Consider the following 13857-nt stretch of genomic DNA (forward strand, 5'->3'; position numbering starts at 1 on the left):
AGATATATTTAAAGAGGCTGTCTGAAAAGTGTAATGCTGTGTCATATTGAGCCTGTCGAAATATTTTAACTTACTGATAATAAATATCGGTTTCGACAAGCTCAACCTGACAAAGTAAATGCAATACACTTTTTCAGATAGCCTCTTTTGTTTTTAATAATATTTAGAATTAATTAGAAAAGAAGTATCATTTCTTTATAAGGAAGTACAACATCAAATCCTTTTTCTTTAAAGTAAGCGTTAGGGTTGTTTTTAGAAGCAGCTAAAACAAAATCGCCACCCCAAGCACCTAAACTTTTAATACTTCCGTTAAAATCGCTAAAGAAACGTTCTTGAACGGTTTTCTGATTAATGATTTTTGAAATGATGTTTTCGTGTTGTGATATTAAAAATTCAAAATCTTCTAAAGAGTTACGGCTAATTATTTGATTTGTAATATCGTTAATTTCAGAAACAATAGAAGCAGTATTGTTTTTAGTGGCATTATAGGTAGCAATACCATCACGACTGTTTTGTTTTTTATTCAAATACACAAAGTATAAAGACTCTTTAAATTCAGGATTGAAATCGATTTTTTTAATGCTTCGGTGAATCTCCGTAGAGTTTAAAGGTTTTAGTTGATAGGTTATGGGCGTGTTGTTTTGTGCACAAGCAATATCATAACCACTACCACCAAATGTTTTTTCTAATAATTGATAAGCATCCACATTAGCCCAATCTGCAATGTTGTTTATTAAGGTGGAAGACGTTCCCAAACCCCAGTTTCTTGGAAACGTTAGTTTTGTTGAAATTTTAAAACCTTCATTAGTAATTAAAAAATCTGGATTTAATGTTTTTACAGCTTCTAAAATTTGAATGATTCTTTTTGAAACGTCGTTGTGAGGTTTTTTAAATCCAGAACAAACTTCATCAATAGTAAAGCTGTCTTCAAACCAAATATTGTTTTTTTCATCAAAACTTTCCCAAATAATCTTAGGTTCATTGATTGTTTCAATTTCTAACGATTGTCCGAATTTTGTTGGTAACGCAAGCGATAAGGCACCATCTAGTACCACATATTCTCCAGTAATTAAAAGCTTTCCGTTGCTGTAAAACTTTTTCATTATTAATTATTAATTCTTAATTGGTTGATAGCTTCAACAACCGCACTATGTGTTACTACGTTTGTTTTAAAATGTTCAGTCAATGTGGCTTTTTCAGTTTCTGTAGCTTCAAACTGATTTAAAATATTCATCAAATGCATTTTCATATGCCCTTCTTGAATGCCAGTAGTTGTTAGTGACCGTAATGCGGCAAAGTTTTGTGCTAAACCAGCAACAGCAACAATCTGCATCAATTCTTTAGCAGTAGGGTGGTGCAGTAATTCTAAGGACAGTTTCACCAATGGATGTAATCCCGTTAAACCACCTACGGTGCCTAATGCTAATGGAATTTCCATCCAAAAAGTAAAAATGCCGTTTTCTACCTTGGCATGCGATAAGCTGCTATATATGCCGTTTCGGGAAGCATAGGCATGAACGCCTGCTTCAACGGCTCTAAAATCGTTACCAGTAGCTAAAACAACCGCATCAATACCATTCATAATGCCTTTATTATGGGTGACGGCTCGGTAAGGTTCAACTTCTGCTATTTTAACGGCTTGTAGAAATTTAGTAGCAAATTCTTCAGCTGAAATGTTTTTATCTTCATTCAAATCTTCAACCCTGCAACTTACTTCGGCACGCACCAAACAATCGGGAACATAATTTGATAGAATACTCATTACTATTTGAATGTTTTTTTCTTCTTCAGAAAACCCATCAAAAGTTAAAGCTTCAGTTTTAAATGTTTTCGAAAATTGTTCAAGGCAAGAATTTATAAAATTGGCACCCATAGCATCCAAAGTTTCAAAAGATGCATGCAATTGGTAATAGCCTTCTATGTATTCCGTTTTATCGCGTAGTTCAATATCTAATATACCACCACCACGTTTTTCCATGTTTTTGGTAATGGGTTTTGCGTCTTCAATAAGTTGCGATTTAATACTATTGAAGTAATTTTTTATATTTTCAGTACTTCCATAATACATAAAATGCACTTGCCCTATTTTTGTAGTAGAAATAACTTGGGTTTTAAATCCGCCCCGATCCATCCAAAATTTAGCTGCTTTACTCGCTGCAGCAACCACAGAACTTTCTTCAATGGCCATGGGTATGGTATATAATTTTTCGTTTATTAGAAAGTTAGGAGCGACTCCTAAAGGCAAATAATAGTTTGTGATGGTGTTCTCAATAAACTCATCATGAAGCTGTTGCAGTTTATCGTTGCTATTCCAATATTGTTTTAAAATGCGTTTTGCATCTTCAGCATTAGAAAAATAGGTGTCAACGATCCAATCAATTTTTTTTGATTTTGACAATTTAGAGAAGCCAGAAATGGATGCGCACATTAATTTTAGATTTAAAAAGCAAAGATACTATAACCTTTTTTTATATGAATGAAGACCGATTTAATTGTTAATATTTACTGTTTTTTGAAGATTTTTTAGTAAACTTGAAAACTTTTAGCAAAACCGCAACGATTGATTGAAAACAGCAAGATTATTTTAATATTCAAGAGCTTAAATCAGTCTACTTTAATAATTTTTTTATAATAAATTCATGGCAGTTAGCACTTTAAAACCACACCAAAAAGAACTTTGGGGACAACCAATAGGATTATACATTTTATTTTTAACAGAAATGTGGGAACGCTTCTCATATTATGGTATGCGAGCTTTATTGGTTTTGTATATGACCACGTCTGCTTTAGGTGACGATGCACGTGGTGCGGGTTTAGGTTGGACAAGTAAAGAAGCACTGGCACTTTACGGCTGGTACACCATGTTGGTATATGTGATGTCTATTCCTGGCGGTATGATTGCAGATAAATTGATAGGTCAGAAAAAAGCTGTTTTGTTTGGTGCTGTTATATTATGTATTGGTCATGGCGTGTTAGTGCTTACAGATATTTGGGCATTTTATACAGGTTTGGGCTTAGTAATTTTAGGAGTTGGGTTATTAAAACCAAATATTTCAACTATGGTAGGTGGATTATATCAAGCTGGTGATATACGCAGAGATAAAGGTTTTAGTATATTTTACATAGGAATAAATTTAGGCTCATTATTGGCAACGCTCATGGTGGGTGGCGTTGTAGCAAAATGGGGTTGGCATGCAGGTTTTGGTCTTGCAGGAGTAGTTATGGTATTAGGGTTAATTAATTATATTGCTGGTCAGAAGTATTTAAAAGAAGTAGGTAATTTAGAGCCAAGTACCAATGATGAAAATGAAGTATCCTACGGAAAATTATATTCAGATTTATTTAAATCACCAAAGCAATTACTAATTGTAGGTATTTTATTGTTAGCATCTATTTATGGTTGGTTTACTTTAGATTGGGGCTATGGGTTACTATTTATGTTTTTAACAGCTATAGCGGCATTGTTAATCATGATCTATAAAGAATTAGACACGCAAGTTTATAAAGACCGATTTTTAGTGCTTTTACTCTCTTTCATTATGGTCATCATTTTTTGGGGTGCTTTTGAACAAGCAGGCGGATTAATGAATTTATATACCGATACAAAAACTGATAGAGTACTGTTTGGTTGGACCATCCCAACAGTGATGTTTCAAAGTTTAAATGCAGGATTTATTATTATTTTTGCAACGGTAGTAGCTGGAATTTGGGCTAAAAGAAAATTGAAAGGTAAAGAAGCATCGTCGTTATTTAAAATGGCCTTAGGGATAATAATCATGGGCTTTGGCTTTGTTTTTATGGTTTTTGCAGCTATGGAGTTTGAAAAATCAGGCACTTCAAGTATGATATGGTTGGTTTTAGCCTATTTGTTTCATACTATTGGAGAACTTTGCTTATCACCTGTAGCTTTATCGTTTATTACTAAATTAGCACCTGTAAAATATGCTTCATTAATGATGGGAGTTTACTTTGCAGCCTCAGGGTTAGGAAATAAAGTAGCAGGTATTGTAGGGGAATCAGCTTCCGATTTTGGCGAATACGCTGTGTTTTCAGGCATATTAATTTTTACTGTGATTATTGGAACATTGTTTATAATTCTATTAAAACCTTTAAAGCGATTAACACATGGCGCTGAAGATAATGAACGTGTAATGCATTAATGAAAATATCATATAATTAAAATTCAATATTATTTTTTAAATTACTAAAAATGAGTGAAAATTCAACCGACCAATTTTTTAAAAGCACTGTTTTAGGTCATCCTGCTGGATTATTTGTACTATTTTTTACTGAAATGTGGGAACGTTTCTCGTTTTACGGAATGCGTTCACTTTTAATTTTATTTTTAACAGCCTCATTTACTGATGGTGGTTGGGAATGGACACGAGAAAATGCTTCGGCGCTTTTTGGTTCTTATGTAGGTTTGGTTTACCTATCAACCATGTTAGGTGGATATTTTGCCGATAAAATTATAGGTTTTAGATGGGCGGTAGTTGTTGGAGCTGTTTTAATGACTCTAGGGCACGCTTCTATGGCCATAGAAACACAATTTTCTATTTATTTAGGGCTTGTTTTATTAGTTTTTGGAAATGGTTTTTTTAAACCAAATATGACATCTATTATTTCTGAAATGTATAAAGACAGACCCGAGAAAAAAGATGGCGCTTATACCTTGTTTTATATGGGTGTAAATGCAGGAGCTTTCTTTGGAATTCTACTTTGTGGCTATTTAGGTGAAAAAGTAGGTTGGAGTTATGGTTTTGGGTTAGCTGGAATTTTTATGTTCTTTGGAATGTTGCAATTTTGGTTGTCGCAAAATATTTTTGGAGACATAGGCTTAAAACCAACGGCAGAGAGTAAAGCAAAATCTGAAGCTTTAGATACGGATAAAAGAAACCCATTTACAAAAATAGAATTAGCCGTTATTTTAATATGCTCAGTGTTAGGATTGTTATGGATTATTAATGATCCTGCTTCTAAAATTTCTGGAGGAACTGTAAATATTTTTGGGTTTTTAGGCGACAATGGAAATAACATTGCCATAGTTTCAGCTTTAATATTATTTTTAATATTACTTGTTGTTCGTTTAATGAAATATTCTCAAATTACCAGAGAAAAACTAATAGCAGTAACATTTTTTGCTTTCTTAACTATTTTCTTTTGGGCTATTTTCGAACAATCTCCTAACTCTTTAACCATTTTTGCTAATGATTATACAAATAGAGTTTTAGATGGTAATTGGAGTACCTTTTTCCTGATTATAAATTCACTAATTACTGTTGTGCCGTTAGCAATTATAACTTGGGTGCTTTATTTATTGTTCAAACAAACGTTTAAAAATTATGCAGTAGCTAATCTTATATTATCTGCGAGTTTTATCATGGTTTGGACGATAGCTATTTGGATGTTGATTAAAGATTTTTACACAGCTGGATTTGTTACTTTATCTGATGCTACTTTAGAGGCTTTAAAAATTGATAAAGTTACTGAGGCCATTACAGAGGTACCGGCAACATGGTTTTCTACTTTAAACTCATTATTTATAATTTCATTAGCACCATTATTTTCTAAATGGTGGGAAAGTAAATACAATCCCTCAGCTAATATGAAATATGGGATAGGTATGTTTCTATTGGCTTTAGGAATGGCTTGTGTTGCGTTTGGAGCTATGGGTATTGCTCCAGGAGCAAAAACGGCATCAGTAAGTATGATTTGGTTAATTTTAGTATACTTATTTCATACTATGGGAGAATTATGTATATCTCCAGTGGGCTTATCATATGTTAGTAAATTAGTTCCAGCAAGAATGATAGCCTTTATGTTTGGTGTATGGTATTTGGCAGTTGCTATAGGTATGAAAGGTGCAGGTAAATTTGGAGAAAACATTGATGCTATTGCAAACGAACATGGTTTAAGTTATTTCTTTTGGATGTTAACTATAATATCATTAGCCGTTGGAATCTTTTCAATAGCTATGACGCCCGTTATTAAAAAATTAATGCACGGTGTTCGTTAATCGAAAAAAAAGTTAAAAAATATTGAAAATGCGCCCTTTTTGGCGCATTTTTTGTAAGTTGGACGCTAGTATTACAACAAAGAAAATTATGAAAAGAATAGTATATGTATTAGTTTTTACTGTTTTAGCCTCGGTTAGCAGTATAGCACAAGAGATTAATTGGGTAACGCTCGAAAAGGCGATTGAACTTCAAAAGAAAGACCCTAAGAAAATAATGATAGATGTTTACACAAGCTGGTGTGGACCATGTAAAATGTTAGATAAAAACACGTTTCAAAACCCAGATGTTGCAAAGTATGTGAATCAAAACTATTATGCCGTTAAGTTTAACGCTGAAGGTAATGAAACAGTTAATTACAAAGGTAAAACTTATACGAACCCTAGTTATAAAGCAGAATTAGCTAGCAGACGTAATTCAGCACACCAATTGTCTAGTTATTTCCAAATTCAAGCATATCCAACCATTGTTTTTATGGATGAAAATGCCGATGTTATTGCGCCTATTAAGGGGTATCAAACACCACCTCAGTTAGAGTTATATCTAAAAATGTTTAAAGCGGATGAGCATAAAAATTTAGACACACAAGAAAAATTTAATACTTATTACACTGCTTTTAAACCAGAATTTAAAGGTTAAAAAAAGTTCAGGTTAACTTAATAATCAATAATAAAAGCTCCTTTTTTACTAGTTGGGTAAAAAGGGAGTTTTCGTTTTTTACAAATAGCTTCCCAACGTTCTACATACGATTTGTAATTACTACCGTCTGCAATAACATATTTAGGTTTTATAGAATCAATCAATCGGTTTAAGTTTATTTTTGGTGATTGCCGCAACAAGACATAATCTGGTTGAAACGATTTTATATTGTAAATGCCTAAACTATCAATCACTAATAATTTTTTAGTATTCAGTATATAAACTGATTGCAGCGTATCTTCATAGATGGTTTTTATGTGATTCCCAACAGTATAATCTTTAATTATTTTAGTTTTAAGTTTTTCTATAAGGTCTAAGTCTGAAGCTACTGTTATACTATTCTTCAATGAATTTCCTAATAAAGTATATCTGCTTTTATGAAATACAATAAATTGATTTTCGGATGTGTTGTAATTTGTGTAAATGATTGCAGATTGAATAATTATAATACTAATTAAAAACCATTTTAAAGCTGAAAAATTTCTTTTTACGTAAAACCGAACTAGAAAAATAATGAATACATATGCTACAAAAACATATAGTAAACTAAAGGGGATATCCTTAAATAAAAACTCTTCTTGTTTAGAAACCCATCCTACAAATTCATTCATTAAACTAATAATATAGCCGTAGCCAGTTGCTAAAAATTGAGGCAACATATTTAAAACTGCTAATAGAATAAGTAATATTCCAAAGCCTAAAATAAGCCCTAAAAGCGGTATAATCACTAAGTTTGAAAGAAAGAATAAACTAGGTAATTGATGAAAATAATATAAACTCAACGGAATAATTCCAAATTGTGCCGAAACCGTAACGGTTAATGTATGCCAAAGTTTGTCTGGTAACCAATATGTAGTTTTCCATAATTTATAAAGTAACGGGTCGATAGCGACAATAGCAAAAACGGCTAAATAACTAAGCTGAAAACCAACATCAAACAAAAACATAGGTTTAAAAAGTAGTATAATAAGCATCGATATAGCAAGCGTATTGTAAATATTGGTAGGTCTATTTAAATTTTTAGCAATTGCAACTACGCTAAACATGGTGACGGCTCGGGTTACAGAAGCTGAAAGTCCTGCAACAATAGCAAAACTCCATAAAACACTAACTAATAATATGGCATTCAGTAATTTACCGTGTTTAATGTGTGTAATAGGTTTGAAAATAAACTGTAAAATCAATAAAATAAGACCGATGTGCAATCCGGAGATCGCTAAAATATGAATAGCGCCCGCATTGGTGTAGCTGGTGTAAACTTCTTCGCTAATATCTTGCCGTTGCCCTAATATAAGTGCGTTGATAATGGCTATTTCGTCGGGTTTGAAATGATAGGGTTTTAGCTTTTCGTTGATGTGATTTCTAATACGGTTGGCGATTCCAAAAAGTGTTTGAGTGCCCGATTTTACTTTGAAAAGCGATGGTTCTGTAGTGAATATTTGATGGTAAATATATTTTTTCTCTAAGTAAGATTTATAGTTGAACTGATTCGGGTTTAATGGATTTATTAAATCTTTAAATGCTGTTCTACTAATAAAAATAGCATCAACCTTCAGCGGTTTTGTTAAAGAATCTTTTTGAATGTTTAAGAGTGACTTTCCAATAACTTTCTTATCATTAACCGCTAATAAATCAATAATATATTTATCGTAATAATTACCCGGTTTTAAAACTTCTCGAATTCTAAATGTGATGGTTTTTAAGGAATCTTTTTCTTCTGAAATTTGATATGAATAATGTTTCGCATTGTTTTTTTCATTGTGAAGATTGGTTACTAAAACGCCTACCAAAACCATGGAAACGAAACTAAAAAAACCAAACCAAACGGTTTTAACCAATCGGTTTCTATCAATAAAATAAAAAGTAGTAAGCAAAAGTAAAGCACTACCAGTTAAAAGCAGGCTTAAGTGTAAAGGTATATTAAAACCAAAGCCAATAACAATGCCTAGAATAAAGCACGATGTTAGTTTTATAATGGTGAAATTGAGTAGCCGCATAACTACTCTAAATATATAAAAAATCTTATAATATTCTACGAGCTTCTACAAAAGCATTATTCCAGTAATTTTCTGAAAGTTTTGAAACAATTACACCAGCACTTGTGGTGGAATGAATAAACTCGATATCGCCATTTTCAGAAGTAACAACAAGGCCTACATGGCTAATATCGTTGCGCCTGTTCATGGTTTTAAAAAAAAGCAAATCGCCTTCTTGTGTATTTTTTAAAGTCACTTTTTCGCCTTGTTTTGCCATGTCTCTGGAAATTCTTGGTAAAATAACATCAAAAGCTCTAAACGATTCAAAAACCAAACCAGAACAATCCATACCATCTCTTGTAGCACCACCAAACTTGTATCTTACGCCATTAAATTGTTTAGCGTAGTCAATAATATTAAATGCTTTCGAATTGTTGGAGTTAAATTCGTCTGTTTTAGTATTAGAATCTTCTGCCTCTGCATAAGTAATTACCCGTGCTTCCGAAGTTCGATTTGGTATAATAGTTTTAGAAGATGTTTCTTTTTTTACTACGATGCTTTTAGAGGATTTGCAACTAGTAAAACATAAACTAATAGCGAGTAGGATAATTGTAATGTTTTTAATGAATATCATGAGGCTTTAATAGATTTATAAATTAATTGGGCGGTTTTTGCACTGGCTCCTTTACCACCAAGGGCTTTTTCAAGTTCGTAATAATTAATAAATATTTTAGAACGCTCTTTATCGTCTAAAATTTTATCAAGTTCTTTTTTTAGGCGTTTTTTGTTAAAATCACTCTGAATGAGTTCGGTTACCACTTCCTTATCCATAATTAAATTCACCAAAGAAATAAATTTTAAAGTGATAATGCGTTTAGCAATTTGGTACGAAATAGCACTTCCTTTATAACAAACCACTTGGGGTATTTTGAATAGAGCAGCTTCTAAAGTGGCCGTTCCAGAGGTTACTAAAGCCGCATACGAAACACTTAACAAATCATAGGTTTTATTGGAGATGAATTTTACGTTAGCCGATTTTATAAACGGTTCGTAAAAACTGTAATCTTGACTTGGTGCACCTGCAATAACAAATTGATAATTGGGAAAATCATCAACTAAACTAAGCATAACCGAAAGCATATTTTTTATTTCTTGTTTTCGGCTTCCAGGTAATAAGGCTATAATAGGTTTGTCGTTTAGTTCGTTTTCTTCTCTAAATTTTTTTACACCCACCTGTGTTCTGTCGGCAATGGCATCAATCAAAGGGTGCCCTACAAACGTAACCTTGTAATCGTGTTTTTCATAAAAAGGAGCGACAAAAGGCAATATTACATACATGGCATCAATATCGCGTTTTATAGCATTTACTCTGCTGGCTCTAGAGGCCCAAACTTGCGGAGAAATATAGTAATTGGTTTTAAAACCTGCTTGTTTTGCCCACTTCGCTATGCGTAAATTAAATCCTGAATTATCTATAAAAATAATGACATCGGGCTTAAAAGTTTCAATGTCGCTTTTACATAATGAAATATCTTTAAAAATAGCAGACAGGTTCATGATAACTTCAACAAAACCCATAAAGGCACGTTCTTTATAGTGCTTTACCAATGTGCCACCAACCCCTTGCATGAGGTCGCCACCCCAAAACCTAAAATCTGCATGTGCATCTTCATGTAGTAATGCTTTCATTAGGTTCGAGCCATGTAAATCGCCCGATGCTTCTCCTGCTATAATGTAGTATTTCATTTAATTTGATCTTCCGTTTCTTGTCTTCGGTTTTGCGTCCAATGCCTAAAACAACTTAAATACAAAAGTAAAAATTGCTATAAAAATAGTCATTAATAAAACACCTCGTGCGCGATAATCTTGTCGTTTTCTTATAAAAACAAAAAAGGCAACTAAATTTAAAATAGCTCCTAAACTAATCAGTTTACCTAAAAAACCTTCATTAGAGGCTGCTTTTATAACGGTTATAAAGTCATCGCCTTGTCCTAATAACGAGGCCACTAAAAATAAGCCTACACCATTAGCTACTAATCCAACAAGCATGCCTATGAATATATCTTTTTTAATCATTTAAATTCCAAGTATTTAATGTTTGAATGAAATGGTGTGCCGTTAAATCGAATTGCACAGGTACCACGGAAACATATCCGTTTTCCAAAGCCCATTCATCGGTATCCTCACCGCCATCTAAATTAACAAATTTTCCTGCAAGCCAATAATAATCACGCCCTTGTGGTGTTTTGCGTTTATCAAATTTTTCCACCCAATTCGCTTTGGCTTGTCGGCAAACTTTTATGCCTTTTATAAGTTCTTTAGAAATATTAGGGATGTTCACGTTTAAAATCACACCGTTTGGTAACCCTTGTTTTAAAACGTTTACCACAATAGTTTTTACGAATTCTTTAGTTGCTTCAAAATTAGCGCTCCAAGCATAATCCAATAATGAAAAACCAATGGCAGGAATTCCTTCAATACCTGCCTCAATGGCAGCACTCATGGTGCCTGAGTATATCACGTTTATAGAAGAATTTGAGCCGTGGTTAATACCAGACACGCAAATATCTGGTTTTCTTTTAAGTTTTTCTCTAATAGCAAGTTTTACGCAATCGGCAGGAGTACCCGAACAACTGTATTCGATTTGTGGACCGTCATCAATAAAAACTTGTTCAACATATAAGGTCGAATCTATCGTAATAGCGTGTCCCATACCACTTTGTGGGCTATCGGGTGCTACTACTACAACCTCTCCAATGGTGTTCATTATAGAAATTAAAGTCCTAATTCCGGGTGCATTAATACCATCGTCGTTAGTAACTAATATGAGTGGTTTTTTTGTCATTTTTACATTTGAAAAACTCTCGCTAAAATACATAAATTCCTTAGGAATTAGGCTAATTCTTCAGTTTAACAAAAAATTAGTAGCAGTTTACCTTTAATGGCATAGTTTTTTCTTTATTTTAGTAAAAAAATGAAGGGCATACTATGAGCCATCGAATATTAATCGAATGAAAAAAATTATGAAAAGGAATTATAAAGTGCTGTTTCTATCGTTGTTATTAGCCTTTGCCTCGTGCAGTTTCACAACAAAAAAATTCAGTAATCCAGATAAAGATAAATTACTAATTCAGGTCATTACTTTTGTTTTAGAACAAGGACATTTTGATCCCATTGTTATAGATGATACGTTTTCGGCAGAATTATTTAAAGATTATTTAGAAATAATTGACCCTGTAAAGAGGTATTTCTATGAGTCTGATTACAAGGAGTTTGAGAAGTATAAATTAACAATTGACGACCAGCTTAAAGCTACGGATATCACATTTTTTAATGTGGTACATGAGCGTATGTTAAAACGTATTGAAGAAGCTAAAGAAATTTACAAGGAAGTATTATCACAGCCTTTTGATTATTCACTAGACGAAAGTTTTAATACCGATTATGAAAACAGTGGCTTTGTGAAAAATAGAAAAGAATTAAAGGAGCGCTGGAGGCAGCAACTTAAATTCTCTACACTTTCAAATTACGATGACTTATTGGTGCAAGAAGAATTGGCTAAGAAAAACGATCCGTCTTATGTCATGAAAACGGATGCGGTGATTGAAAAAGAAGCGCGTGAATCTACCTTAAAATCTATTAATGTATATTTCAATGATAACATTGATGATTTAGAGCGTGAAGATTGGTTTGCCATTTATGTGAATACTATTGTTGAAGAATTCGATCCGCATACGTATTATTTAGCACCCAAAAGTAAAGAAGATTTCGATCAGCGTATGTCTGGTAAATTAGAAGGTATTGGTGCCAGATTGCAAAAAAGAATGGATTATATAAAAATTGTTGAATTAATTTCTGGAGGACCTGCATGGAGAAGTAAAGAATTGGAAGTTGAAGATGTTATTTTAAAAGTAAAACAAGAAAATGAAGCCTTCCCTGTAAATATTGTTGGTATGCGAATTAATGATGCCATAAAATATATTAAAGGACCAAAAGGAACTAAAGTAACCTTAACAATTAAAAAAGTTGATGGTACCATTAGGGATGTGGTTATTACTAGAGATGTGGTTGAGTTGGAAGAAACGTATGCAAAATCTTCAGTAGTTAAAAAAGACAATATAACGTATGGAGTGATTGATTTACCTTCATTTTATGTCGATTTTCAAGATTATAAAAACATCAATGCTGCTAAAGACGTTAAATTAGAAATAGAGCGTTTAAAAGCAGATGGGATTCAAGGTTTGATACTGGATTTGCGTAATAATGGAGGTGGTTCTTTACCCGCAGTAGTAGATTTAGCCGGTTTGTTTATTAAAGATGGCCCCATAGTACAAGTGCGTTCTACAGGTGAAGCTAAGGAAGTGTTGCGAGATAAAGATAAATCTATTTCATGGGATGGGCCTTTAGTTATTTTGGTTAATGAAATATCGGCATCAGCATCTGAAATTATGGCTGCCGCCATGCAAGATTATAAACGTGCTATTATTATTGGTGGCAAGCAAACCTATGGAAAAGGTACAGTTCAAAACGTAATCAATCTTAACAACATGCTTCGAAATAATACCAGTGGCGATTTAGGAGCTTTGGCTTTAACCACTCAAAAGTATTACCGAATAAATGGTGGATCTGTACAGTTAGAAGGTGTGAAAAGTGATGTAAATGTGCCTGGGCGTTTTAGTTTTATTGAAGTTGGTGAAAAAGATAAAGAAAACCCATTACCTTGGGATGAAATTGATGCAGCCGACTATACGCCATGGGTAAATTATTATGATTATGATGCGACTATTAAGAAAAGTAAAGAACGTATAAGCCAAAACCAGCAGTTGAAACTTATTGAAGAAAATGCCAAATGGGTAAAAAGTAAAATTGATGAAACCTTTGTGCCTCTTAACTATAAAATATATAAAGCGGGATTGGAGTTGAATGAAGAAGAAGCAAAACGATTTGATGATTTAACAAATTATAATACTAATTTAACGTTCGATTCTACAAAATATGAAAAAGCACTTTTTAATAATGATACAACCGATTTAAAAGAAAAACGAGAAAGATGGCATGAAAGTTTAAGTCATGATATTTATATTGAAGAAGCGATTAACGTTTTAGAAGACTTGAAAGTAGTATCCCCAGTTAAAAAAGTAGCAGCAACAACAAAAAATTAAGTTGTA

At 32.9% G+C, this 13857-nt stretch carries 11 protein-coding genes; 4 read left to right on the forward strand and 7 right to left on the reverse strand.

The genetic code is table 11. The features are described 5' to 3' along the window. Positions 1-173: 173 nt before the first annotated feature. Both EV196_RS09285 and EV196_RS09290 read right to left on the reverse strand, forming a co-directional pair. Positions 174-1103 carry a GYDIA family GHMP kinase gene (locus EV196_RS09285; protein ID WP_132217483.1) on the reverse strand — a complete coding sequence of 310 codons (930 nt, stop codon included), beginning with the start codon at positions 1101-1103 and terminating at the stop codon, positions 174-176. 2 nt (positions 1104-1105) lie between these two features. Further along, a complete protein-coding gene (locus EV196_RS09290) occupies positions 1106-2428 on the reverse strand; it encodes a hydroxymethylglutaryl-CoA reductase, degradative (RefSeq protein ID WP_132217484.1) in 1323 nt (440 codons plus the stop codon). Between the two features lie 211 nt (positions 2429-2639). Between EV196_RS09290 and EV196_RS09295 the strand changes: the two genes are divergently transcribed. From EV196_RS09295 to EV196_RS09305, 3 genes are all read left to right on the forward strand, one after another. Next, entirely contained in the window at positions 2640-4160 is a 1521-nt protein-coding gene (locus EV196_RS09295) for a peptide MFS transporter (protein WP_132217485.1), read from the forward strand. A gap of 50 nt (positions 4161-4210) precedes the next feature. Next, entirely contained in the window at positions 4211-6016 is a 1806-nt protein-coding gene (locus EV196_RS09300) for a peptide MFS transporter (protein ID WP_132217486.1), read from the forward strand. 88 nt (positions 6017-6104) lie between these two features. Next, a complete protein-coding gene (locus EV196_RS09305; protein WP_207902843.1) occupies positions 6105-6653 on the forward strand; it encodes a thioredoxin family protein in 549 nt (182 codons plus the stop codon). A 17-nt stretch (positions 6654-6670) separates the two neighbouring features. Here the strand turns inward: EV196_RS09305 and EV196_RS09310 are convergent, their stop codons facing one another. Genes EV196_RS09310 through surE form a run of 5 tightly spaced genes read right to left on the reverse strand, consistent with a single transcriptional unit; the run spans position 6671 to position 11534 of the window. Beyond that, the gene (locus tag EV196_RS09310; protein WP_132217487.1) at positions 6671-8710 is read right to left on the reverse strand and encodes a ComEC/Rec2 family competence protein; all 2040 of its coding nucleotides are present in this window, start codon (positions 8708-8710) and stop codon (positions 6671-6673) included. Between the two features lie 25 nt (positions 8711-8735). Beyond that, a complete protein-coding gene (locus tag EV196_RS09315; protein WP_132217488.1) occupies positions 8736-9323 on the reverse strand; it encodes a C40 family peptidase in 588 nt (195 codons plus the stop codon). Continuing rightward, the gene (gene lpxB, locus EV196_RS09320) at positions 9320-10435 is read right to left on the reverse strand and encodes a lipid-A-disaccharide synthase (protein ID WP_132217489.1); all 1116 of its coding nucleotides are present in this window, start codon (positions 10433-10435) and stop codon (positions 9320-9322) included. The genes EV196_RS09315 and lpxB overlap by 4 nt, the downstream gene beginning before the upstream one ends. A 45-nt stretch (positions 10436-10480) precedes the next feature. After that, positions 10481-10765 carry a hypothetical protein gene (locus EV196_RS09325; RefSeq protein ID WP_132217490.1) on the reverse strand — a complete coding sequence of 95 codons (285 nt, stop codon included), beginning with the start codon at positions 10763-10765 and terminating at the stop codon, positions 10481-10483. Further along, positions 10758-11534: a 5'/3'-nucleotidase SurE gene (surE, locus tag EV196_RS09330; protein WP_132217491.1), complete on the reverse strand. Its 777-nt coding sequence runs from the start codon at positions 11532-11534 to the stop codon at positions 10758-10760. The genes EV196_RS09325 and surE overlap by 8 nt, the downstream gene beginning before the upstream one ends. Positions 11535-11712: 178 nt before the next feature. Here surE and EV196_RS09335 point away from each other — a divergent pair, with 178 nt between their 5' ends. Further along, a complete protein-coding gene (locus tag EV196_RS09335) occupies positions 11713-13851 on the forward strand; it encodes a carboxy terminal-processing peptidase (protein ID WP_132217492.1) in 2139 nt (712 codons plus the stop codon). Positions 13852-13857: the final 6 nt, after the last annotated feature.

Origin of the sequence: Mariniflexile fucanivorans, from assembly GCF_004341235.1 — a bacterium.
In the GTDB taxonomy this organism is placed as follows: Bacteria; Bacteroidota; Bacteroidia; order Flavobacteriales; family Flavobacteriaceae; genus Mariniflexile; species Mariniflexile fucanivorans.